The organism is Pseudoxanthomonas sp. G3, assembly GCF_057654715.1.
In genome coordinates this window covers 1,770,937-1,794,134 of sequence record NZ_CM172805.1, presented here as the reverse complement: position 1 = coordinate 1,794,134, position 23,198 = coordinate 1,770,937, and the positions used below count along the sequence as shown (strand labels likewise).

The following is a 23,198-nucleotide window of genomic DNA, read 5'->3' as shown; positions in this document are numbered from 1 at the left end:
GCTAGCCTTGGAAACCGGTGTCATTCCGAGGTTTCCATGGCGGCTTGTCCTCCCTCCTCACGCAGGCAGTTTTTGGCGCAGGTCGCGGGCACGTCGGGGCTGGCCCTGCTGGCCTCCGGCTTCCCCCTGCACGCCAGCGCGCAGAAACGACCCGTTGCGACGACGCGCAGCGGTCGCGTGGCGGGGACCGCCGACGGCGGTGTGCAGGTGTTCCGCGGGATTCCCTACGCGGGCGACACGGCCCGCCGACGCTTCCAGCGCGCCCTGCGCGAGACCGGCTGGACCGGCGTGCGGGATGCCTCCCGCTTCGGTGCCTCGGCGCCACAGCGCGGTGATGCGGACGGACAAGCGGTCAGCGAAAACTGCCTGTTCCTCAACGTCTACACCCCTGCCCTGGGCGACCGCGGCTTGCGGCCGATCCTGGTCTATATCCATGGCGGCGGCTACAACAACGGTTCCGGCTCGCATCCGCTATACGACGGCACGCATCTCTGCCGTCGTGGCGATGTCGTCGTGGTCACCGTCAATCACCGGCTCAACGCGTTCGGCTATCTGTACCTGGGCGAGAGCGGCGACGAGCGCGTGCAGGACTCGGGCAACGTCGGGCAACTCGATCTGATCGACGCGCTGCACTGGGTCCGCGAGCACGCGCACGCCTTCGGTGGCGACGCGGGCAACATCACCGTGTTCGGCCAATCAGGGGGTGGCGCGAAGATCGCCACGCTGATGGCGATGCCGGAAGCCGACGGGCTGTTCCACAAGGCGATGACGATGAGCGGCCAGCAGGTCACCGCGGCCGGCCCGCGTGCCGCGGCCCAGCGCACCGCGCTGCTCATGGCCGAACTGGGTCTGGGCCCTCGTGACGTGGATCGCCTGCTGGCGATGCCGATGGCGCGCCTGCTGGAAGCCACGCGCGTGCGCGACCCGTCGCGCGTGGAGGACACCGCGCTCTACTTCGGCCCGGTGCTGGATGCCCGCAATCTGCCGCGGCATCCCTTCTACCCAGATGCGCCCGCGCAGTCCGCCGGCATCCCGATGATCATCGGCAATACGCGCGACGAGACGCGTGCCTTCCTTGGCAACGATCCGGCGCACTTCAGCCTGACGTGGGAACAGCTCCCGCAGAAACTCCGCGAACAGCAGTTCGTGGATCTGTCGCCGGACGTCGTGATCGCCGAATATCGCCGCCTGTATCCGGCCTACACGCCATCGGAGGTGTTCTTCGCGGCGACAACCGCCGGCCGCTCGTGGCGCGGCGCGATCGTCGAGGCCGAAGCGCGCGCGCGACAGGGATCACCGGCGTGGGTCTACCAGCTCGATTGGCGTTCACCGGCGGACGACGGAAAGTTGCGCGCTTTCCACACGCTCGACATCCCGCTGGTGTTCGACAACACCAGGGTCGAAGGATCGAAGACGGGGAACGATGCCCGTGCGCGCGCCATGGCGGCGCGCATGAGCGATGCGTTGATCGCCTTCGCGCGCCACGGCGACCCGAACCATGCCGGCATTCCCGCATGGCGTCCGTACACGCTGCCGCAGCGCCAGACCATGGTGTTCGACGACGAATCGTCCCTGCAGGACGATCCACGTGGCGGTGAGCGCAGGCTCTACGAGCGCGTGCCCTTCATCCAGCGGGGCACGATGTAGCGTGCGCCACGCGCACGACGGCGAGACCCTCATGCTTGCGGTCGTGCACGGCGCACATTACGACATGACCTCGGCGGCGATCTCGAAGGATCGCAGGCGCTTGCCGTGATCGAAGATGTTGGCGGTCAGCATCAGCTCGTCCGGGCGATGCCGCTGGATGAACTCCGCGATCCCCTTGCGCACGTTATCCCGGCTGCCGACGACGGCACACGCTAGCGCCTGCGCGACGCCGGCCTTCTCGTGAGGCTCCCAGAATGCCTCGATGTCGTCGATCGGCGGCGGCACCAGGCCTGCGCGGCCGCGTCGCAGGTTGACGAAGGCCTGCTGCTGGGTGGTGAACAGGTACCGCGCTTCCTCGTCCGTCTCGGCCGCCACGACATTCAGGGCGAGCATCGCGTGCGGCTTCGCGAGCCGCTTAGAGGGACGGAAATCGCGGTGGTACAGCGCCGGTGCCTGGTCCATCGCGTCCGGCGCGAAATGCGACGCGAACGCGTAGGGCAAGCCGAGCGCGGCCGAGAGCTGCGCACCGAACAGGCTGGAGCCCAACACCCACACCGGCACATCGAGTCCGGCGCCCGGCACGGCACGCACGGCCTGGCCTTCCTGCACCGGTTCGAAGTAGCGCAGCACTTCCTGCACGTCCTGCGGGAACTGCTCCGCGCTGTCGAAGTAGCGCCGCAAGGCGCGTGCGGTGGCCTGGTCGGTACCCGGCGCGCGGCCCAGGCCGAGGTCGATGCGACCCGGATACAGCGACGCGAGCGTGCCGAACTGCTCAGCCACCTGCAGCGGTGAATGGTTTGGCAGCATGATGCCGCCGGACCCGACGCGGATCGTCGAGGTCGCCCCGGCGACGTGACCGATCAACACCGCTGTCGCCGCGCTGGCGATGCCCGGCATGTTGTGGTGTTCGGCCAGCCAGTAACGCGTGTAGCCCCAGCGTTCGGCGTGCTGCGCCAGGTCGCGCATGTGCACGAACGCCTGCGTGGTGTCGCTGCCCTCGCAAACGGGGGCGAGGTCGAGAAGCGAATACGGGATCATGAAAGCACCGGCAATGACGATGTCATCGTCATGGGGGCGCATCATGGCGCGTACCAGCCGCCGCAGCGGGATGCAGCATCCCACGCATTCACTGGAACAGGTGACGGAGGTCCGGCAGGTACTTTTCAGCCGATCCGGTATTCACGGCGACCACACGCTCTCCGCGTTTCACCAGTCCACGGTCCAGCAACTGGGGCAGCGCCGCCAGACAGGCGGCGCCTTCGGGCCCCACCCAACCTTCCGGCCGCATGCGCCACAGTCGCGCGGACTCGGCGGCGATGTCGGCCTCTTCGACTGCGACGGCGCTTCCGCCACTCGCCCGCAGGATCTGCAGCACGCGGAAGTGACCCACGCCACCGGGCACGTTGAGCCCGACCGCCAGCGTCCTGCCCGCGTCCAGCGCGGTGGTGTCGTCCGCACCCGCTTCGAACGCCCGCACCAAGGGCGTGGTGGCGGCGCTCTGCACGCAGATCATGCGCGGCCGCTGCGCACCGATCACGCCGAGCGCCTGCAGTTCGTCCCAGGCCTTCCACATGCCCAGCACGCCCGTCCCGCCGCCCGTGGGATAGACCACCACGTCGGGCAGCGACCAGCGTCGCGCGCCGGGTGCGGGTTCGGCCAGTTCCAGGCCCAGCGACTTCTTGCCTTCGATGCGCCAGCCCGGTTCCTGGAACGTTGCCACCGAGAACCAGCCCTGCGGCAGGTAATGCTGCTTGAGGAAGGCACCGGCCTCGCGGATCGTCGGCCCTTTCAGCACCAGTTCGATCCTGTCCGGATGCCGGTGCGCCGCCGCGGCCACGCTGCCGACGATGGGCGCAGGCGTGTCGTCCGGCATCGCCACGACCACCGACAGCCCGCCTGCGAGCGCGTACCGGACCAGGGAGTCGCCGGCGTTGCCCTGCGTCGGGACGGTCAGGCGCGTTAGCCCCAGCCGACGCGCCTGGGCGACCACCATCGCCATGCCACGGTCCTTGAAACTCTGGGTGGGGTTTGCGCCGTAGCCGGGATGCGCTCTGCCCTCGTCCTTGAGTTGCAGCATCAGGCCGGCCTGCCGCGCTACCGGGTGATCCCGGTAGTCCAGCAATGGCGTGGCGCCCTCGCCAAGCGGCACGAGGTGCGCCGCGTCGCGCGGATCGTTCGCGTCCAGCGCCATCAGTGCGCCGAATCGCCACATGTCCCGGCGCACGGGCCGATACCAGGCGAAATCCGGCTGCTCCGCCGCGAGGCGCTCCAGATCGAGCACCATTTCCACCGGGCGGCCATCGATCGGATCGAGATTCATCGGCCGGTCGACCGGATAGTCGATCCCCGAGCCCAGCCCACGCAGACAACACACGTACGACATCGTCACTCCGGCGATACGGTCACGCGCAGCATAGCCGCGCAGCGCGCGCATGCGTCATGACGGTGGCTCATGACGCCCGCGCGATGCGGCCTTCAGGCCAGCAGATCGAATGGGCCGCCCTGTGCCAGGGCACGCTGGTAGGCAGGTCGGGCGTGGATGCGCTGCAGGAACCCGGCGAGACTCGGATACGCGTCGAGTCCGGCACGCACCGCGGCGGCTTCCACCGGGAAGCTCATCTGGATGTCGGCCGCACTGAACTGATCGCCCGCGAACCAGGCGGTCTTGCCCAGTTCGGCGTTCATGTAGTCCAGATGCAGTTTCACCTGGGGCCCCACGAAGGTTCTCATGGACTTGTCGGCAATGCCGCGCGCCACCGGCCGTGCGAAGAACGGCATGGGCGCTTTCTTCAGGCGCGAGAACACCAGGCTCAGCAGCATCGGCGGCATCGCCGAGCCTTCGGCGTAGTGCAGCCAGTAGCGATAGCGCAGGTGCTCGGCCGTGCCGGGCGACGGCGCGAACCGGCGTGCGGCGTCGTAGCGTTCCACCAGGTATTCGAGCACCGCACCGGATTCGGCGAGCACGTGCTCGCCGTCCACGACCACCGGCGACTTGCCCAGGGGATGCACCTTCTTCAATTCCGGCGGCGCCAGCATCGTCTTCGGGTCGCGCTGGTAGCGCACCACGGTGTAATCCAGCCCCAGCTCCTCAAGCAGCCAGAGCACGCGCTGGGAACGGGAGTTGTTGAGGTGGTGGACGGTGATCATGCGCCAGCGCTCCGCGTGGGGTTCGCCATCCTACCTCGCGGCATATGCCGTTGTGGGAGCGACGTGAGTCGCGATGACGCAGCACGGAAAGCGATCGCGACTCACGTCGCTCCCACACCAATCACCACGCCCTACGAACTGCACGAAAGCATCGAACATCCCGCCCGCTCGCGTGCCCAGTCCGGCCGGCGCTGCGCGAATCGCTCACGGCCGGGCTGGTCGTCGTAGGGCCGACGCATCACGTCCAGCAGCTCGTGTACCTCGGACAGATCGCCGGCTTCGGCCGCGTCGATCGCCTGCTGCGCAAGGTAGTTGCGCAGCACGTAGCGTGGATTGGCCAGGCGCATGCGTTCGCGGCGCGTCGCGGGGTCGAGCGGATCGTCGTCGAGTCGGCGCGCGTGCGCTGCCAGCCAGTCAAGGAGCGCCGGTGCCACGGTTGCGCGCTTTCCGGCGTCATAGAACGCGTCGTCGAACGCCCTCAACGTCGCATCGCGCGGATCCGCGTCAATCAGCCCGCGGAAGAACAGGGTCATGTCGACCTCGCCCTGATGCAGCAACGCCTGCAGGGCCTGCATATGCTCGAGATCGCCGTCGCGACATGCTGCCAGGCCCAGCTTGCGCGCGGCGGTCTCGCGCTCCTCATGCGCGTAGGTGTCGGCAAAGGCCTGCAGACCGTCCTGCAATGCGTCCACCCCTTCGAACAGCGGCGACAACGCGTGGGCGAAGCGGGTCAGGTTCCAGCCCGCAACGCGCGGCTGCCAGCCGAAGCGGTAGCGACGGCCCTGCGCGTCGGTGGTGTTGGGCGTCCAGTCCGGATCGTAGTCGTCGACCCAGCCATAGGGACCGTAGTCGATGGTCAGCCCCAGCACTGACATGTTGTCGGTATTCATCACGCCGTGGACGAAGCCCACGCGCATCCAGTGCGCCACCATCACCGCGGTGCGTCGGCAGACATCCGCGAACCATGCGCCGTACAGCGCTTCGCCTTCGCCCGACAGGTGGGGGAAGTCGCGGTGGAGGGTGAAGTCCACCAGCGCACGCAGGAGATCGTTCTCGCCGCGCGATGCCGGCAATTGGTAGTGGCCGAAGCGCAGGAACGACGGCGCCACCCGGCAGACGATCGCGCCTGGTTCGGGCGTCGGATGACCGTCGTAGAACATGTCGCGCACCACCTGTTCCCCGGTACCGACGAGGCTCAATGCCCGCGTCGTGGGCACGCCAAGATGGTGCATGGCCTCGCTGCAGAGGAACTCGCGGATCGACGATCGCAACACCGCGCGTCCATCGGCGGTACGTGAGTACGGCGTGGGCCCTGCGCCCTTCAGCTGTAGCTCCCAGCGCTCGCCCCGCGCATTGATCGCCTCGCCGAGCGTGATGGCGCGGCCGTCGCCGAGTTGTCCGGCCCAGTGGCCGAACTGGTGGCCACCGTAGTTGCCGGCGTAGGGCTGCATGCCCGGCAGCAGGGCGTTGCCGCCGAACACCTCGGCGAAGGCCGGAGACGCGACATCGGTTTCGTCCAGACCCAGCAGCGCTGCGACTTCCCGCGAATGCGCCAGCAGCGTCGGCGCAGCGACGGGCGTGGGCTCGATCGACGACCACACCGCGCCGCGAACCTCGCGACGCCGGTCCCCCTGCTCCGGATCCCCCGGCAGTTCGCGGACGAAACGGTTATCGAAACGCAGGGTATCCAGCCCGCTCATGCGGCGCCCGCGGGCTCGTCCACCAGCGGTGTCAGATCGGGCCGCAGCGCCACCCGCTCGTCGAACACGAAACAGGCACCGTCGTAACCGAAGCCGCCGACCTGCTCGAAGTAGCCGAGGATGCCGTCGTCCAACTGCATCACGTTGTCCATGCCGTCGGCCTGCATCCACAGCGCGGCTTTCTCGCAGCGGATGCCGCCGGTGCAGAAGCTGACGACGGTGGCGTCCTTGAGCGCATCGCGATGCGGCGCCAACGCCGCCGGAAGATCCGTGAACTTGTCGATCGGCAGGGTCAGCGCGCCCGCGAAGGTGCCGTGTTCGATCTCCTGCGCATTGCGCGTATCCAGCATCACCACCCGGCGGCCGGTGTCGTCGTGGCCCTGGTCCAGCCAGCGCGCCAGGGTGCGCGGCTCGACGACCGGCGCCCGTGCGGACTCCGGCGTCGTGCCGGGTCGGCGGAAGCTGATGATCTCCGGCTTCACCTTCACCTTGAGGCGGGCGAAGGGAATCCGCCGGCTGCGGCTGTACTTCACGCGCAGGCCGGCGAAGCGCGCATCCGCATGCAGCGGCGCCAGGAAAGAGGCGATGGCCTCGGCATCGCCCGCCAGGAACAAGTTCAACCCCTCGCCCGCCACCAGCACCGACCCACGTAGCGACAGCGCTGCGGCGCGCTCGCGCAAGGTGTCCGCGAACGCAGCGGGTGCATCGATGGGTGTGAAGTGATAGGCAGCGATGTTCGTAACCATGCGGCGATTTTACCGCCCGTCGGCAGTCCGCCTCTTCATTCAACCAGATGGTTGACAGTTCTTTGCCGGCAGCCCAATACTCAACCCTATGGTTCAACATGACGCCCAGCGGCTCGACGCCCTCTTCCACGCCCTCGCGGATGGCACGCGGCGGCGCATGCTCAGCAGCCTCCGTGGGCAGTCGCGCAGCGTCGGCGAACTGGCGGCGCCGTTCCAGATCTCGCTGGCGGCCGCCTCCAAGCACATCAAGGTCCTCGAACGCGCCGGCCTAGTCACGCGCCAGATCCAGGGCCGCACCCACCTGTGCCACCTGCAGCCGCAGGCGCTGGCCGAAGGCGAGGCGTGGCTGCGCGAGTACGCCCAGCTCTGGACCGCGCGCCTCGACGCGCTCGATGCCGTGCTGCAAGCGGATATCCCCTCCCCCGCCACGCCCATCCGGAAACCGTCATGACGCCTCCCGCCTCCGACACGGTCGATGTCACCGTGCATCGCCGCTTCACCGCATCCGCCGAACGTGTTTTCGATGCCTGGCTGACGCCGCGCCTGCTGGGCCAGTGGATGATGGGCCCGGGGATTCGCGACGAGAAACTGCTGCGCCTGGACGTCGACCCGCGCGTCGGCGGCCGCTTCTCGATGTTGGTCGAACGCGACGGCGAGCGCATCGACCATGTCGGCGAGTATCTCGTCATTGACCGGCCACGCCGGCTGTCGTTCACCTGGACCATCGCCGGCGAGGCCGATCAGGACGGCAGCCGGGTCGATATCGTGCTCACGCCGACCCCCACCGGCTGCGAACTGTGCCTGACCCATACCCTGCCGCGCGCCTGGGCCGACTATGCCGACCGCACACAGCAAGGCTGGGGCACCATGCTGGATGCCCTGCAGTCTTTGTTCTGATCCGCTACGCGGAAATCACCCAGGCCAGACCGCTCGCGTGACCCGCGGGAACGGCATGGACGGCGCGCCATGGCCCAGCGTCAGAGCAGCAACCAGGGCAATGCCAGCGTCACCGCGACGATGAAGAGCATCACCGCCAGGATGCCGACGACATACAGCGGCCGGTCGCGCAACAGCCCGGCGAAGGTCTCGGCGCGCCCTTCGCGCGCGGCGGCGGCGCGTTCGGACCGTGCGTGGTCGCGACGCTGCGCCTGGTAGCCCGCCATCAACGTCTTCGCGCGCGTCAGCTGGTCCGCATCGTCGATCCACAGGCCGCCGGCGGAAATGCCCCACGGACTGGGCGGGGTTTCGTAGAAGTCGATCGCGTTCGCGCGCAGCAGTTCGCGCACGTCGTCGGCTTCGTCGCCTGGGACGTTGCGCAGGTTGAGGAAGAGTTTCGCCATCCCGACAGTCTAGCGGGTCAGCGTCGGACGCACCGGCGTGCGTTACTCTGCACGCCCCTTTCATCCGGACGATCCATGCGCTCCCTGCTGCTCGCCTTCTCGCTGACCCTGCTCGCTGCCTGCACGCCTCCCGGCCCGCCGCCCGGCGGCAGCGTGGCCGAGCTGCAACGCCTCGATACGCAGGCAGGCACCGGCACCGTCGCCGCCAGCGGCAGCGACGTCACCGTGCACTACACCGGCTGGCTGTACGACGAGACAGCTCCACAGCAACGCGGCATGAAGTTCGACAGCTCGGTCGACCGCGGCGAGCCCTTCACCTTCCTATTGGGCGCCGGCCAGGTCATCCGTGGCTGGGACGAGGGCGTGGCCGGCATGAAGGTGGGCGGCAAGCGCACGCTGAAGATCCCCGGCGACCTCGCTTACGGCAGCAGCGGTGCCGGGGGCGTCATTCCGCCGAACGCCTCGCTCGTGTTCGACGTGGAACTGCTGGATGTGAAGCCGCACGAGTGACGGCATGGGTTCTGCAGGAGCGACGTCAGTCGCGACCGCGAGAAAGAAGGACACGTGAACCGTCGACGCCGCGAGCGAGCTTCCGCGCCGTGTGGTCAGGCCGTGCGGTCGCGACTGACGTCGCTCCTACAGAGGAGGCCGCGGCTACTCCACCGGCGTCAGCCGCAGGTCGTGGAAGTCGAAACTGAAATCGGTCAGCGGCGAGATCGCCTCCATCCGCGCTTCTCGGATGCCGCCATCCGGTTTCAACGAGAACGTCAGGAAGGCATCGGCATTGAGCCAGCGCTCGCGCCACCGGACCACGAAGGTATCGTGCTGCCAGTGCTGCAGATCGCCGACTAGTTCCGGCGTTCGGCTGAAGCGCAGCACCAAGTCCCCGCCTTCCTGCGCCACGACCACATCGCCGTACCAGGGGTCGCGCAGCGTGCCGGCGTACTTCGCCAGCGGCAACGAGGGCTTCGACGTGGCATCGCGCGCCGCCTGCAGTTTCTGCCAGTGTCCGTCGGCGCTGCCTTTGGCCTGCGCGACCTGCGCCTGGTAGGCGGCCAGCCAGTCGGTGCCGCTGTTCGCCAGGTAGGCATCCAGCACCTTCAGCGTGATCGCGTGGAAGGCCGCGCCGACTTCCTGATTCGTCAGCACGACGACGCCCAGTTTCAGCTCCGGTACCAGCGTCACGCGCGAGACCATGCCCGGCCAGCCGCCGGTGTGCCACACCAGCTTACGGCCCTGGAAATCCGAGACCATCCAGCCCTCGCCGTAGCCGAGGAAGTTCGGCTTGGCGGCCTTCAGCGCCTCCACCTTGGGTTCCGGGATTGGGATCGGCGTCACCAGCGACCACATCGCCTTCTGCCGCTCGGGCGTGAACAGCGCCTGCTCGCGTCCCTGCGCATCCCGATACGTGCCGCCGGCAAGCTGGGCGTTCATCCATTTCGCCATGTCGTTCACGCTGGCATAGATTCCACCCGCGCCGGCGACATTGCGCCACGTCATCCGCGGCGCCGGCTGCAGCGTGGTGAAATCGGCCATGGCATGCCCGGTGGCGACGTTGTCGCCCGGCTTCAGCGCATCGCTGTTGTAGCGCGTCTCGCGCATGCCCAGCGGCTGGAAGAAACGCGTGCGCAGGAACTGTTCGTAGGACTGATCGCTGGCTTGTTCCACCACCAACTGGGCGACGCCGTACAGGATGTTGTCGTAGGCATAGCGCTCGCGGAACCCGCCGCTGAGCGGCACATCGCGCAGGCGCTCCGCCACCTCGCGGTTGCTGTAGGTGGTGGTGGGCCAGTACAGCAGGTCGCCCGCGCCCAGGCCAAGGCCGCTGCGATGAACCAGTAGATCGCGAATGCGCATCTCGCGGGTAACGTAAGGATCGGCCATGCGGAACCATGGCAGGTGGTCGATCACCCGATCTTCCAGGGTGAGCTTGCCTTCGTCGGCGAGTACCGACAGCGAGGCCGAGGTGAACGCCTTGGTGTTCGAGGCGATGGCGAACATCGTGTGCGCGTCGACCTTGGCCGGCTTGCCCATCTCGCGCTCGCCCCACCCCTTGGCCAGCACCACCTCGCCATCCTTCACCACTGCCACCGCGATGCCCGGCACGTCGAAGGCCTTGCGTACCGACTCGACGTACGCGTCAAGGTCCTGCAACTCGGGCGGCGGCGATGCCTGTTTCGCGAAGGCCGTGGGCGAGGCGAGACAGAGCAACAGCAAGGCGCGGCGCACGACCGCAGGCGACATCGACATCGGCAAATCCCCTTCAAGCGTTGCGCATGACGATACCGCAGGCCATGCGCCGGCCGGGAGTGCTCGCCGGGCACGGCATACTATGCTGATGCCTTTGCCAAGCACCGATGCTCCGACCGCCCCGCACACCGTCGCCATCATCGGCGGTGGGCCGGCCGGCCTGATGGCCGCCGAAACGCTGCGCGCGGCGGGGCTGCAGGTCGATCTGTACGACGCGAAGGGATCGGTGGGACGCAAGTTCCTGATCGCCGGCAAGGGCGGCATGAACCTGACCCACTCCGATCCGTTCGACGTGTTCGTCACCCGCTACGGCACGCGCGCGCATGAGGTCGCCGCGTGGCTGCGCGAATTCGATGCCGACGCGTTGCGCACCTGGGCGCGTGGACTGGGCGTGGACACCTTCGTCGGGACCTCGGGCCGGGTGTTTCCCACCGATCTCAAGGCCGCGCCGCTGCTGCGTGGTTGGGTGCGGCGCCTGCGCGAACAGGGCGTGCGCTTCCACGTGCTCCACCGCTGGACCGGCTGGCGTGCGGACGACGCCCTGCAATTCGCCACACCCAACGGCGATGTGGACGTGCGGGCCGACGCCGTGGTGCTCGCGATGGGCGGCGGCAGCTGGCCGGAACTCGGTTCGGACGGCGCCTGGGTCAACGCCCTGCAGGCGCGCGGGGTCGAGATCGCGCCGCTGCAGCCGTCCAATTGCGGCTTCGACATCGGCTGGAGCGAGCACCTGGCGAGCCGTTTCGCCGGCGAACCGCTGAAGCCGGTCACCGCCCATTGGCAGGATGCCGAGGGGACGCCGCACCGACGCCAGGGCGAGTGCGTCCTCACCGCCGCCGGCATCGAGGGCAGCCTGGTCTATGCGCTGTCGCCGATGCTGCGCGATGCCATTGCGCGCGATGGCCAGGCCACCCTGGTGCTGGACCTGCTGCCGGGGCGTGAGGAACACGACCTCGTGCGCCGCTTGGCCAAGCCACGCGGTTCGCGCAGCCTGAGCGAGCACCTGCGTCGCGAAGCCGGCGTGAGCGGCGTGCGGGCGGCGCTGCTGTATGAGGTGCTCGACAAGGCGGCACTGTCCGACCCCGCGAAGATCGCCGCGACGCTGAAGCGCTTCCCGTTCCGCCTGCAGCGCCCCCGCCCGATCGCGGAGGCCATCAGCAGCGCCGGCGGCGTGCCGCTGGAAGCGCTGGACGGCCGCCTGATGTTGCGCGGGCTGCCCGGTGTCTTCGCCGCCGGCGAGATGCTCGACTGGGAGGCCCCCACCGGCGGCTACCTGCTGACGGCGTGCTTCGCCAGCGGTCGTCACGCCGCGCTTGGCGTGGTCGACTGGCTGGCAAACCGCAACGCCTGATTGGTCGTCCGCAGGGGCTGCGGCGCGCACCCCGGGAAGTGCGTGCCGCAGCGGCTGCGGAGCGTGCGCGCACGATACGCGACCGGTTGTTGACGTCTGGTTAGCGTTTCAAAGCAGTTTTATTACAGACATTTACGGCTGCATGTGCATGCTGCATCTGAGGCCGCTGAATCCTCATTCAGTCTCGTCTTTCACCCGCTTTTTTGCCTGGCCTTCGCGCCGCGCCTTGGCCGCGACATACATGTTGTCGACCAGGTTGGGATAGCGACGGCCCGCGGCCACGGCCCGGGCGCGCGCCTCTTCCACCTGTGCAGGCGTGAGCGTGAGGCCGCCCCCACGACGCTTCGGCGCAGGTCGCTGCCAAGGACCGGGTTTGCGCGAGGCCACCGATCAGACCGCTGCGGTCACCACGATCTCGATCAGCCAGCCCGGCCGCGCCAGATTCGCCTGCATCGTCGCGCGCGGCGGCGCGTTGCCTTCCGGCACCCATGCGTCCCACACCCGGTTCATCGCCTCGAAATCGTGCAGATCCTTGAGGAAGATCTCCGCGCGCAGGATCTTCGCCTTGTCGCTACCGGCACGCGCGAGCAGCGCGTCGATCTCGGCAAGCACCTGCTGGGTCTGCCCCGCGATGCCTTGCGTCGCGTCATCGGCCACCTGCCCGGCCAGGTAGATCACGCCGTTGTGGATCGCCATTTCGGACAGGCGCGTGCCTACGTCGAACCGCTGGATCATGAGTCGTTCTCCCTTGGGGTGCCCGGGAGCTTAGCGCCCCGCTCCGCCGCCCGCACGACCGGCGCGCCACAACCAGGTGCCGGCGAGCAGCATCGCCATCACGATCAGCGCGATCAGCAGCTTCTGCACCCAGCCGCGGCCGGCCGGTGCCCACAACGCGTGCACCCACAGCAGCACGAAGCACCCAAGCGACCACGTGGCCGCGACGGGAAAGTAGCCACGCCATGCGGTATCAAGGCGGAAGCGCCATGCCTGCAACACCATGCCGGTGATCACGCACAGGAAGGCCGTGATCGCGCAGGTGTGGTGGAACCAGGCGTGAAAGTCCGGCGCGATCGCCGGCAGCCAGGAATCCCCGACCGCTACCCCCGCGAGCGCCACCGCGCCGATGCAGAACAGCAGCAGCGGTGCGGCGCTACGGGCCCGCGCCGCCAGCTGCCCGTAGAGGCCGCAGGCCAGCGCCACGATGGCCGCGGCCAGCAGGCAATAGGTGGTGCGGAGGACCAGGCCGTACGGTCCCGAGAGGTATTGGCTCAGCGTGGCCTGCGGCCAGGCCAGGTCGTGGCGGACGACCTGCAACGTGCCCGCCACGCCCAGGAACAGCAGGGCCCCGAGGATCGCCACGGCTGCCGCGGCGCGGGCGCCTGGGCGAGGTTTGGCCACGGGATGCGAGAAGACGTCTTCGGACATGTAGTGGGGACTATGGGAACACCTCCGATTATCGTCGAGGACTCAAGAATTCCCGCCCGGGGCCGCTGCCGTAGGCAGAAGTCCGCGACGAGCCCGCCGTCACGGTTTGACCTACACTCCGCCTTCCCCGGCGCACCGGGGATGTGGCCGCCACGAGCAAGGGGACTCCACGCGCCAATGCCGTTCGACGCAGCACCCACCGACGCCCTTCCGGCGCGCCACCACGCCCAGCGCCTGCCCCGCCGGATCTACCGGCTGCGCATGCTGGGCATGGGGTTGGCCGCCCTGCCCGTGGGCGCCGTGCTGCTGGAGAACGGTGCTGGCTGGGCCACTTGGGCCTGGCTGGGCTTCACCGCGCTGGTGTGGCCGCAACTGGCGTACTGGCTCGCCCTGCGCCATCCCGAGCCCTACCGTGGCGAGATCCGCAACCTGCTGGTGGATTCGGCGCTGGCCGGCATGTGGGTCCCGCTGATGGCGTTCAACCTGTTGCCCAGCGTGCTGCTGCTGACGCTGGCGACCGTCGACAAGATCAGCACCGGCATCGATCGCCTCTGGTACTGGTCGATGCCCTTCATGCTCGGCGGCGCCCTGCTGGCCGGTGCGATCACCGGGTTCGAGCTGCGGCCGGTGACCAGCATGACGGTGATGCTGGCCTGCCTGCCGATGCTGCTGATCCATTCGATCGCCGTCAGCCAGGCCAGCTACCGACTCGTGCGCAAGGTGAAGCGGCAGAACCGCCTACTGGACGAACTCAGCCGCCGCGACACGCTGACCGGCTTGGACAGCCGGGGCCACTGGCAGGAGCAGGCTTCGCGGCTGCTCGCGCAATGCGCGGAAACCAGCGAACAGGCCACGCTGATGATGATCGACATCGATCACTTCAAGACGATCAACGATCGCCACGGCCATGCCGCAGGCGACGACATGCTGCGCGCGGTCGCCGACGTGATCCGCCACAGCATCCGCACGCTGGATTGTGCCGGCCGGTTGGGTGGCGACGAGTTCGCCGTGCTGCTGCGGGGCAGCGACCTGGTCGCCGCCGAGAAGGTCGCGCGCCGCATCCGCGAGGGCGTGGAAGCGCTGCGCCTGGAAAGCGCACCCGGCCTGCATCCCACGGTCAGCCTCGGGCTGGCCAGCGCGGACGCATCGTCCTCTGGCCTGCGCGCCTGGCTGGAAGCCGCCGACCGCGCGCTCTACCGGGCCAAGAGCAACGGCCGTAACCAGTGGGCGATCCACGAAGGTCTTCACCCGGCGACCGTGGCGCCTTGAGCGCCACAGCCCCGCGATTCGGATGATCCTGCCGGGCCGCTGCCGGCGGTCCGGTCTCAGGTGCCGACGTGGTGTTCGGCGCGGCCTTCGCGTGAGGGCAATTCCAGCACGTTGCTGGCTTCGCGCACCTGCTCGTGGGTCGGTTCGTAGACGCAGACGCGATTACGACCGAGGTGCTTGGCGCGGTAGAGCTGCTTGTCGGCGTGCGACAGCAGCTTGGCCAGGCTGTAGCCGGACTGCATGCTGGAGCTCACGCCGAAGCTGCCGGTGATCGCGAACACGTGGCCGGTCTCGCGAGTGTCGATCTGGGCCAGGCGGACGCGGCAATCCTCGGCAACGCGGGCGGCGGCGCGCAGGTCGCAGCCGTACATCAGGATCGCGAACTCTTCGCCGCCCAGGCGGCCGATCACGTCGATCCGCCGGCAGAAGCCCTTGCTGGCCTCCGAAACTTCCTTCAACGCCCAGTCGCCGGTGCCGTGGCCGAAGCGGTCGTTGATGTTCTTGAAGTGGTCCAGGTCGAACATGATCAACGCAGCCTGTTCGCCGTTGCGCGCGCACTCGGCCAGCGCGCGCTCGGCGCGGATGGTGAAGTGGTGGCGGTTGCAGATGCCGGTCAGGGCATCAGTCTCGGCCATCTTCTTCAGCGACAGCTGCACGCGCTTGATCTTGAACGCCCAGTAGCCGATGGAGGCCACCAGCACGATCAGAAGGATCACGATCAGGCGAGTGTTCTGCGCCGCCTGCTGATCGACCTTGCGCTGCAGCTGCAGCACCTGGTTTTCCTGATCGAGCATACTGATCTGCTGCGTCTTTTGCAGGATTTGCTGCCGCACGATCTGGTACGCGAGCTGGCGGGTTTTGACGTCGTTGAGATAGGCCTTGTCCGCTTCGGCGTACTGCTGGTAACGCAGCAGAGCAACCTCGGCATTACCCTGTTTGTTGGCGATCTCGTAAAGCGACTTGTAAGCCACCACCAAGGGCAGCGAGGTCATGCCGACGCCGCGCTTCACCGCTTCGTCGGCATGGGACTGTGCCGTCCGCATGTCGCCAAGCTTCAGATACATGCTGGCGAGCATGGCGTGGTATTCGCTGATGACCAGAGGGTATCCCGTGGCAGTGACGGTGGGCAGGTACCGCTCCAGCAACTCGATCGCCTGATCGATCTTGCCGTCGTCCACCCACTTGCGCGCCAGATAGGTACGGGTGAGACCGCCGAGGATGGGTTCTTTCTGTTCTTCGCAGACTTTGATCGTGCGGAAGATCATCTCTTCCGATGGCGCCTTCTTCAGGCCGAGAGCAGCCTCGGCCACCAGATTGCCGGCGGCACACCGGTTGCGTCCCTCCGGAGCATCCGCCAGTACCTGATTGGCATACTGCTGGCCAAGCGTGTACTCGCCCACCTGGTTGTACAGGAGGCCAGCCACCAGCAGGCCGCGATGGCGGATGTCCTTCTTTTCGACCCTGCTCGCCAGCGGGAGTATTTCGTTGAGCGTGGTGAGGCCCTGCTCGAACTTGCGCGTCAGAGCGTACGTGTTGACGAGCAGCGAGCCCGTCCAGAACAGCATCTCCGGATCCTTGGTCTCCTGCTGGATCTGTCGGAGCTCGCGAATCGCAGGCTCCGACTTCCCCTTCATGAGGAACCCATGGGCCCGGAGCAATCGCAGCTTTAGCCGCTGTTCGGGGGTTGCCTCTTCGACACGCTTCTCGAGACGCTCCAGCACACCGTAGAACTTCGCCGGCTGGGATGTCTTGATCGCTTCAGCCTGCTCGATCAATGCATCGATGTCCGATGAAACCTGGGCATGGACGGACGACGTGGCGAAGACGCTCGCCAGCAGCGCTGCCATCCACAATACACGTCCTTTTCCGAGTTTCATGTCCTTCTCCTGACCAACGATGCCGCCTGGGCGAACCGCCCTGGGAGGCTACTCCTTTTCGCCGGGTTCTTCGTCCCCACCCGTCTGCTCGTCCGCCTGTTCCTGCGCCTCGTCCTCCTTGCCCTCGTCCGGCGCCAGGATCATGCAGAACATCGACGGACGCCCATCAAGCAGACGCGAGAGCAAGTCGACGTCCCGGTCCAACAATGCCGCCCGCTGGGCAGGCTCGACATCGAGAGCCGCCACCGCGGCCGCATAGTCCGCCGCCGCACGCACCGAGGCGGACGTTCCCATGGCCTCAAGAAACCGGATTGCATTGGACACGCAGTATTCCCCTAATGAGATGTGTACATTCCGGCCGACGCAGCCCAGCCGCTCCGGCCCCCCAACATGACAATACTCACTTTTCCGACCCCATGCCACGATCAGGTGGGGCCGCCCGCTCCCAATGCGCGCAGGCGGCTGATCATCTCCTCGTTCCGGCGCATCGGAAAGGCGGGAGGGATCACGAGTGTGGTGGCAGCGGCCAGGGAGGCATCCGGCAAGCGATCCAGGGCGAAGCGGTCGATCCTGGGAGCCGAGATGGGCAAGGTGGCAGCCTCATAAGCGATCACCTCATGCGCTGGCGGGTAATCCGCCATCAAGAGGTCCACCAGCAGGCGTTTCATCGCCGCCCCGGTCGTCAAGCGACCCGTCGTCAGGTCGCCCGCGACCCCGATCTGCCAAAGAACCAGGTAAGCCGAAGGGTCTACCCGCCTCAGGTAGAACATGAACTGGCTGGCTTCAAAATGCTGGCACCCCACCGCGCCGGGATCGATCCCCAGGTCGGCGTACAGGCAATCCTCCGCCGAGACCGCGGCCTCCATCACGGCTTCGTACCCTTCCTCACGCGCCTTTGCGATGGCTGCGTGCGGCACCTGGGCGAAAACTCCGGGATGACCATAGAAAGCGCCGCATACCCGCAGTCCCCGACGGACTTCCGTCATCATGGCGTCCACCATCTCGCGGTATGTCTCGCGACGTGGTTTGCCCTCCTGATAGAGCGGCTGGAGACTCCTGACGTCCTTGTTCATGCCTTGGACCCAGAGCTCCACGATCGGATCAGACATCGCGCTGAACACTACGTCAGCCTGTTCGATATGGCTGCGGGCACGCGGCGCCAGGTGCGAACCCATGGTCATGCCTACGCCGACGCAGGCCAGTGTTCCGGAAGGGGCATCGATGTTCGGAATGGTGATCATGGATTGAACCGATTGTCTTCGCGCACACGTAGCAGCCATTCGCTCCGGGTAATTTCCCAGCCACGGAACGCGTCTCCGCCCGGTACGTCCTCCATCTCATGGAACCCGAGTCTGCGCATCACTCCCGCACCCGCTTCGTTGGCACGAATATGCCGACTGAACGTGCGAGGCCAGGATGTATGAAGGAACAGATAGGAGGACAGGAAGCCGATGGTCTCCTGCGCCACTTTCCTCCCTTGCCAGCATGCCGTCACCATCACACCGATCTCCGCAGCCGCCGTGTGCGGCAGGAGCGCCAGCAGCCCAGCCCGCTCAGCCGTGTCCTGATGATCCTCGACAACCCAGCAGCAGGCCTGGTGGAGATTTCCCCGCTCATTGGACTTTATAAACGCACGAAACGCTGCGGTGGCCGCACGGTGCGTCATGGGCTCCCCCACGAACCGCATCAGTTCGGGATTCGAATAAATAGACACATAGAAGGATTCGTCGATACCCATCAATGGTCGCAAGCGGAAACGCGGCGTCGTCAGCGTCGGCAACACTGCGCCGGCGCGTTCTGTGGCATTGGAACATCTCAAACCTTCGTTCCCCTCTGTAGCAGCGCTCCCGAGCGCCGCTCCTCCCTCGTGAATCACGCCTGCCCCCGCGCCCAGCGCACGATCGCCTCCATCCCCATCGCCCCACTCTGGCGGGCGACCTCGCGGCCGCCCTGCAGCAGCACCATGGTCGGGATGCTGCGGATGCCGAAGCGATTCCCCAGTCCCGGACAGGCCTCGGTATCGACCTTGGCCAGGCGCATCGCCGGCTCCAGCACGCCGGCGGCCTGCTGAAAGTGCGGGGCCATCTGCAGGCAGGGCCCACACCACGGCGCCCAGAAATCCACCAGCAGCGGCAGCGTGCTGCGCAGCGCATGACGGTCGAAATCGGCCTCGCCCAGCGCCAACGGCAGACCAGTGAACAACGGATGATGGCAGCGCCCGCAGTTGGGCGCCTCGGCCAGCCGCGCCGGCGGCACGCGGTTCATCGCCGCGCAGTGCGGGCAGGCGATCAGGTGGGCGTCGGCGCTCATGCGGGCATCCTACCGCCCGCGCGTCGGGCGCGTCACCGCACCATGTGCCGAGGCTACGAGCCGCGCCTCCAGACAGCCCCGCCTGAAGGCCGCGGAATGCCGCCGTCTGCTCCAGCTCGACCCGTGCAGGGGGCCATGCCGCACTGCGATGCAGGACTACACTCGGGCCACGCGGACGCGTCCCGAAGCGGGACCCGGAGGTGGGCGATGTGGACGAAATGGCTCGGCACCCTGCTGCTGGCATCGTCGGCCCTGTCGGCGCTCGCCCAGCCCGCTACGCCCCCTGCTCCCAACGATGTGCTGGCCGTACCGGAGCCGCTGAAGCGCCAGTTCCGTGAGCAGGTCCTCGACCATACCCATCTGCCGAGCGCCCGGCTGGAGCGCTTGGTGGACTTCCTCTTCAGCGCCCAAGGGCTGGGCATGCGCTACGAGCCCGACGCCCACCACACGGTCGCCGAGGCCTACGCCACGCGCGAGGCCAACTGCATGAGCTTCACCCTGCTGACCGTTGCCCTGGCGCGCGAAGCGGGGCTCGACGCCTATGCGCAGCAGACCGAGGAAACCCTGGCCTGGCGACAAGACCGAAACACGCTCTACCGCACCCAGCACGTCAACGCCGGCGTGCGCATCCGCGAACGCCGCTTCACCGTCGACGTGGCTTGGAACGAAGTCATCACCCGCAAACCCCCGGAACCGATCCGCGACAACCGGCTTATCGCCCACTACTTCAACAACCGCGCCGCAGCGCTGCTCGAACAGGGCTCGGTGGACGACGCCCTGCGCCATGCGGCGATCGCGCTCAGGCTCGACCCCGACTACGCCACCAGTTGGAGCAACACCGGCGTGATGTACCTGCGCAGCGGCGACGACGCCCGCGCCGAGCAGGCCTACCGGCATGCGCTCGACCTCGATCCCGACAATCCCGGCGCCCTGTTCAACCTGGTCTCGTTCTATCAGCGGGCCGGCGATGCGGTCGCGGCCCGGCCGCTGCAGAAGCGCCTGGACGCCGTGCAGGCCCGCGACCCGTTCCATCACTTCCTGCTGGCCGCGGGCTTCGAGCGAGATGGCGACCTCGGGCAGGCGGCGAACCACTACCGCAAGGCCATCCGCCTGTACGACGGCGAACACCGGTTCCACTTCGGCCTGGCGCGCGTCTATTTCCTGCTGGGCGATACGCGGCGCGCCGGCAAGGCGCTGGCGCACGCGCGCGAACTCAGCCAAGGCGACACCCGTGCGCTCTACCAAGCCAAGTTGGACACGCTGCGCCGGCAGGGCCACTGAGGCGGCTCAGTCGAGCGGCCATTCCCCGAGCAAGCCATAGTCGGCTTCGCCTTCGACGCTCTGCAGCAAGTGGACCGCCTGCGGATGCAGCACCACCGGCGGTACGTCCACCGGGGCGGTACGCGGGGGCACATAGGCCAGCGTCAGGTGCGGCACGAAGCTGCGGCCGACGTGCTGTTTGAAGCCCGCACGCAGCAGGCGTTGCTGCAGGCTGCGCCAGAACGCAACGACCGTCGGCGACGGGTGCAGCGCCGCGAGGGTCAACGCGGGGTTCTTGGGGTTGCCCAGGCACAGCAGGTGGTCGAGCGTGATGCCCACCGGTTCGGGCTGCCAGTCGCGCATCGCCTCGTGCGCGGCGGCGACCATGTCGTCGCGGGGCCCATCGCTTTCGCCGAGAAAATGCAGGGTCAAGTGGAAGCGCTCCGGCCGCACCCAGCGCGCCTGCGGGAACGCGGCCACGAGGTCTTCGACCCGATGCCGCAGCGCCTCGCGCTCACCGGCCGACGGCAGCAACGCAAAGAACAGACGATGCAGCCGCCCCGGCAGCGGGTCGCCGAACAGATCGCCTTGCTGGGATGACGCGGGTGTGGCGGGCATGACGCGAACGGCATGGGACGACGACGATGGGCTGCATCATCGGCGCGATAGCCATGTCGTGCAACCCGCGACAGGGCGGGACGCCTCCGTCCCCGCCCTGCTCCAGTCAACGGATTACCAGATCCGCACGCGATCCTGCGGGGCGATGTACAGCGGGTCACCCGGCTTCACGCCGAACGCGTCGTACCAGGCATCGATGTTGCGCAGGGGGGCGAAAGACCGGATGTGGCCGGGCGAATGGGTGCCATTTACGAGCTGCTGGCGCAGCGCGTCGTCGCGCCACAGGGTGCGCCAGACCTGGCCCCAGCCCATGAAGAAACGCTGGTCGCCGGTGAAGCCGTCGATCACCGGCGCCGGCTTGCCGGTCAGCGAGCGGTGGTAGGCTTCAAGCGCGATCGTCAGGCCGCCCAGGTCGCCGATGTTCTCGCCCATCGCCACACGGCCGTTGATGTGCATGCCGGGAAGCTGCGGGAATGTGTAGGCCTCGTACTGCGCGCCGAGCTTGGCCGCCTGCACTTCGAACTTGGCCGCATCCTCGGCGGTCCACCAGTCGCGCAGCACGCCCGCACCATCCGATTTGCGGCCCTGGTCGTCGAAGCCGTGGATGATCTCGTGGCCGATCACGCCGCCAATGGCGCCGTAGTTCACCGCCGGATCGGCGTCCGGATCGAAGAACGGCGGCTGCAGGATGGCCGCGGGGAAGACGATCTCGTTCTTGACCGAGTTGTAGTAGGCGTTGACGGTCTGCGGGGTCATGCCCCACTCGCCCTTGTCCACGGCCTTACCGATGCGTGCGCGGCGGTATTCCCACTCGAACTGGGCGGCGCGCTGTGCGTTGCCGAACAGGTCGCCGTTTTTCACCACCAGCGCGCTGTAGTCGCGGTAGGTGTCCGGGTGGCCGATCTTCAGGCCGAAACCGGCGAGCTTGGCGTGCGCCTCCTTCTTGGTCGCCGGGCTCATCCAGGCCAGCGTGTCCAGGCGCGCGCCCATGGCGGCCTTCACGTTGGCGACCAGCGCGTCCATCTTCGCCTTGGCATCCGGCGGGAAATACAGCGCCACGTAGTCGCGGCCGATCGCCTCGCCCATCGCCGATTCGGCGAAGGACACGCCGCGCTTCCAGCGCTCGCGTTGCTGCGGCTGGCCGGACAGGAACTTGTCGCGGAATTCGTACTGCGCCACCGAGAAATCTTTCGACAGCAGCGGCGCCGCGTTGTCGGTCGCATGGAAGGCCTGCCAGGCCTGCAGCGTGGCGACATCGGTGTCGGCGAAGATCGCGGCGATCTTCGGGATCGCGGAATCCTGGCGGATCACCGCACGGCCGGCGCCGTCGACGCCGGCGGCCTTGAAGAAATCCGCCCACGGGAAGCCCGGCGACGTCGTCGCGAAGTCCGCCATGGCCAGCGGGTTGTAGGTCTTGTCGCGGTTACGGCTCTCGGCGCGCGTCCAGTGCGCATCGGCGATGCGGGTCTCGAGGGCCAGGATCGCCTTCGCGTTCTCCTGCGGCTTGTCCCAAGCCGCCAGCTGCAGCATCTGCGCGATATAAGCCTCGTAGCGCTCGCGCTGCGGCTTGAAGGTGTCGCGCAGGTACATTTCGCGATCGCCCAGGCCCAGGCCGCCCTGGCTCAGGTACAGCGTGTAGCGGTCCGGATCCTTCTGGTCGTCGCTGACGCCCAGGTTGAAGAAGCTGTCGTAGAAGCCGCCACGCTGGCCCATCAACAGGCCGACGGCGCGCTTGTCCTTCGCCGCGCGGATGCTGGCCAGCACCGGCTGCAGCGGCTTGGCGCCGAGGGCGTCGATCGTGTCCTCATCCATGAAGCCCCAGTACAGCGCGGCGATCTTGGCCGCGTCGCCGCCGGTGGCCGGATCGCCCAGCGCGTAACCTTCCACCAGCACGCGCAGGCGCGCTTCGGACAGGTCGCGCAAGATCGCGAAGCCGCCGTAGCTGGAGCGGTCGGCGGGGATCTGCGTGGTGTCGGCCCAGGTACCGCTGACGTAACGGAAGAAGTCGCTGCCGGGCTTGGCGTTGCGATCCATGCCGGCGGTATCGAGACCCCATGCGCCGAAGCGGCGGGCAGCGATCGTCGAGCCCGCTGACCCGGTGGCGCCGGCGTCGGCGAACAAGGCCTGCACGGTGCAGCCATCGTCCAGACAGCCGGAATCGGCGTCGTGCGCGGCCAAGGGGCCAGCCAGGGTCAGGGCCAGCCACGTCGCGCTGGACAGCAGGGTCTTCTTCAAAACGGCACTCCGGAACGGTCGCG

At 67.7% G+C, this 23,198-nt stretch carries 24 protein-coding genes; 7 read left to right on the top strand and 17 right to left on the bottom strand.

Annotation, left to right across the window (positions count from 1 at the left end):
- Positions 1 to 36 precede the first annotated feature (36 nt).
- Entirely contained in the window at positions 37 to 1,647 is a 1,611-nt protein-coding gene (locus tag AC23D6_RS08630; protein WP_487752345.1) for a carboxylesterase/lipase family protein, read from the top strand.
- A 57-nt stretch (positions 1,648 to 1,704) separates the two neighbouring features.
- Here the strand turns inward: AC23D6_RS08630 and AC23D6_RS08625 are convergent, their stop codons facing one another.
- The 5 genes from AC23D6_RS08625 to AC23D6_RS08605 form a co-directional block, all read right to left on the bottom strand.
- The gene (locus AC23D6_RS08625; RefSeq protein WP_487752599.1) at positions 1,705 to 2,685 is read right to left on the bottom strand and encodes an LLM class flavin-dependent oxidoreductase; all 981 of its coding nucleotides are present in this window, start codon (positions 2,683 to 2,685) and stop codon (positions 1,705 to 1,707) included.
- Positions 2,686 to 2,773: 88 nt separating this feature from the next.
- Positions 2,774 to 4,030, bottom strand: coding sequence for a threonine synthase (locus AC23D6_RS08620; protein WP_487752344.1), 1,257 nt, complete (start codon positions 4,028 to 4,030; stop codon positions 2,774 to 2,776).
- A gap of 92 nt (positions 4,031 to 4,122) precedes the next feature.
- Positions 4,123 to 4,794 (bottom strand): glutathione S-transferase, encoded by a 672-nt coding sequence (locus AC23D6_RS08615; RefSeq protein WP_487752343.1) that lies wholly within the window; start codon positions 4,792 to 4,794, stop codon positions 4,123 to 4,125.
- Positions 4,795 to 4,925: 131 nt separating this feature from the next.
- Positions 4,926 to 6,485 carry a protein adenylyltransferase SelO gene (locus tag AC23D6_RS08610; protein WP_487752598.1) on the bottom strand — a complete coding sequence of 520 codons (1,560 nt, stop codon included), beginning with the start codon at positions 6,483 to 6,485 and terminating at the stop codon, positions 4,926 to 4,928.
- A 5-nt stretch (positions 6,486 to 6,490) separates the two neighbouring features.
- Entirely contained in the window at positions 6,491 to 7,240 is a 750-nt protein-coding gene (locus AC23D6_RS08605; RefSeq protein ID WP_487752342.1) for a sulfurtransferase, read from the bottom strand.
- A gap of 157 nt (positions 7,241 to 7,397) precedes the next feature.
- Here AC23D6_RS08605 and AC23D6_RS08600 point away from each other — a divergent pair, with 157 nt between their 5' ends.
- Both AC23D6_RS08600 and AC23D6_RS08595 read left to right on the top strand, forming a co-directional pair.
- On the top strand, positions 7,398 to 7,691 hold the full coding sequence (locus tag AC23D6_RS08600; protein ID WP_487752341.1) for an ArsR/SmtB family transcription factor: 294 nt from the start codon (positions 7,398 to 7,400) through the stop codon (positions 7,689 to 7,691).
- The gene (locus AC23D6_RS08595) at positions 7,688 to 8,137 is read left to right on the top strand and encodes an SRPBCC family protein (protein ID WP_487752340.1); all 450 of its coding nucleotides are present in this window, start codon (positions 7,688 to 7,690) and stop codon (positions 8,135 to 8,137) included. Before AC23D6_RS08600 ends, AC23D6_RS08595 begins: the two co-directional genes overlap by 4 nt.
- A gap of 80 nt (positions 8,138 to 8,217) precedes the next feature.
- Here the strand turns inward: AC23D6_RS08595 and AC23D6_RS08590 are convergent, their stop codons facing one another.
- On the bottom strand, positions 8,218 to 8,580 hold the full coding sequence (locus AC23D6_RS08590) for a DUF6164 family protein (RefSeq protein ID WP_487752339.1): 363 nt from the start codon (positions 8,578 to 8,580) through the stop codon (positions 8,218 to 8,220).
- A gap of 75 nt (positions 8,581 to 8,655) precedes the next feature.
- Between AC23D6_RS08590 and AC23D6_RS08585 the strand changes: the two genes are divergently transcribed.
- A complete protein-coding gene (locus AC23D6_RS08585; protein WP_487752338.1) occupies positions 8,656 to 9,090 on the top strand; it encodes an FKBP-type peptidyl-prolyl cis-trans isomerase in 435 nt (144 codons plus the stop codon).
- Between the two features lie 144 nt (positions 9,091 to 9,234).
- Here AC23D6_RS08585 and AC23D6_RS08580 read toward each other — a convergent pair whose 3' ends face one another.
- The gene (locus AC23D6_RS08580; protein WP_487752337.1) at positions 9,235 to 10,830 is read right to left on the bottom strand and encodes a serine hydrolase; all 1,596 of its coding nucleotides are present in this window, start codon (positions 10,828 to 10,830) and stop codon (positions 9,235 to 9,237) included.
- An 88-nt stretch (positions 10,831 to 10,918) separates the two neighbouring features.
- On the opposite strand from AC23D6_RS08580, the gene AC23D6_RS08575 reads away from it, so the two are divergent.
- Complete coding sequence (locus AC23D6_RS08575; protein WP_487752336.1) at positions 10,919 to 12,181, top strand: TIGR03862 family flavoprotein; 1,263 nt, start codon at positions 10,919 to 10,921, stop codon at positions 12,179 to 12,181.
- Positions 12,182 to 12,355: 174 nt separating this feature from the next.
- On the opposite strand, the gene AC23D6_RS08570 is transcribed toward AC23D6_RS08575, so the two are convergent.
- Genes AC23D6_RS08570 through AC23D6_RS08560 form a run of 3 tightly spaced genes read right to left on the bottom strand, consistent with a single transcriptional unit; the run spans position 12,356 to position 13,606 of the window.
- Positions 12,356 to 12,568 carry a hypothetical protein gene (locus AC23D6_RS08570; protein WP_487752335.1) on the bottom strand — a complete coding sequence of 71 codons (213 nt, stop codon included), beginning with the start codon at positions 12,566 to 12,568 and terminating at the stop codon, positions 12,356 to 12,358.
- A gap of 3 nt (positions 12,569 to 12,571) precedes the next feature.
- Entirely contained in the window at positions 12,572 to 12,916 is a 345-nt protein-coding gene (locus AC23D6_RS08565; protein WP_487752334.1) for a RidA family protein, read from the bottom strand.
- Positions 12,917 to 12,946: 30 nt separating this feature from the next.
- Positions 12,947 to 13,606, bottom strand: coding sequence for a DUF998 domain-containing protein (locus AC23D6_RS08560; RefSeq protein WP_487752333.1), 660 nt, complete (start codon positions 13,604 to 13,606; stop codon positions 12,947 to 12,949).
- A 177-nt stretch (positions 13,607 to 13,783) separates the two neighbouring features.
- Here AC23D6_RS08560 and AC23D6_RS08555 point away from each other — a divergent pair, with 177 nt between their 5' ends.
- On the top strand, positions 13,784 to 14,875 hold the full coding sequence (locus tag AC23D6_RS08555; protein WP_487752332.1) for a diguanylate cyclase: 1,092 nt from the start codon (positions 13,784 to 13,786) through the stop codon (positions 14,873 to 14,875).
- Positions 14,876 to 14,931: 56 nt separating this feature from the next.
- On the opposite strand, the gene AC23D6_RS08550 is transcribed toward AC23D6_RS08555, so the two are convergent.
- The 5 genes from AC23D6_RS08550 to trxC form a co-directional block, all read right to left on the bottom strand.
- Positions 14,932 to 16,752, bottom strand: coding sequence for a tetratricopeptide repeat-containing diguanylate cyclase (locus AC23D6_RS08550; protein WP_487752331.1), 1,821 nt, complete (start codon positions 16,750 to 16,752; stop codon positions 14,932 to 14,934).
- Between the two features lie 48 nt (positions 16,753 to 16,800).
- A complete protein-coding gene (locus tag AC23D6_RS08545; protein ID WP_487752330.1) occupies positions 16,801 to 17,076 on the bottom strand; it encodes a hypothetical protein in 276 nt (91 codons plus the stop codon).
- Positions 17,077 to 17,177: 101 nt separating this feature from the next.
- Entirely contained in the window at positions 17,178 to 17,993 is an 816-nt protein-coding gene (locus AC23D6_RS08540) for an SAM-dependent methyltransferase (protein ID WP_487752329.1), read from the bottom strand.
- On the bottom strand, positions 17,990 to 18,490 hold the full coding sequence (locus AC23D6_RS08535; RefSeq protein ID WP_487752328.1) for a GNAT family N-acetyltransferase: 501 nt from the start codon (positions 18,488 to 18,490) through the stop codon (positions 17,990 to 17,992). Before AC23D6_RS08535 ends, AC23D6_RS08540 begins: the two co-directional genes overlap by 4 nt.
- Positions 18,491 to 18,624: 134 nt before the next feature.
- Complete coding sequence (gene trxC / locus AC23D6_RS08530) at positions 18,625 to 19,062, bottom strand: thioredoxin TrxC (protein ID WP_487752327.1); 438 nt, start codon at positions 19,060 to 19,062, stop codon at positions 18,625 to 18,627.
- 207 nt (positions 19,063 to 19,269) lie between these two features.
- Here trxC and AC23D6_RS08525 point away from each other — a divergent pair, with 207 nt between their 5' ends.
- Positions 19,270 to 20,343, top strand: coding sequence for a tetratricopeptide repeat protein (locus AC23D6_RS08525; protein ID WP_487752326.1), 1,074 nt, complete (start codon positions 19,270 to 19,272; stop codon positions 20,341 to 20,343).
- 6 nt (positions 20,344 to 20,349) lie between these two features.
- Here AC23D6_RS08525 and thpR read toward each other — a convergent pair whose 3' ends face one another.
- A complete protein-coding gene (thpR, locus tag AC23D6_RS08520; RefSeq protein ID WP_487752325.1) occupies positions 20,350 to 20,940 on the bottom strand; it encodes an RNA 2',3'-cyclic phosphodiesterase in 591 nt (196 codons plus the stop codon).
- A gap of 114 nt (positions 20,941 to 21,054) precedes the next feature.
- The gene (locus tag AC23D6_RS08515; protein WP_487752324.1) at positions 21,055 to 23,175 is read right to left on the bottom strand and encodes a M13 family metallopeptidase; all 2,121 of its coding nucleotides are present in this window, start codon (positions 23,173 to 23,175) and stop codon (positions 21,055 to 21,057) included.
- Positions 23,176 to 23,198 lie beyond the last annotated feature (23 nt).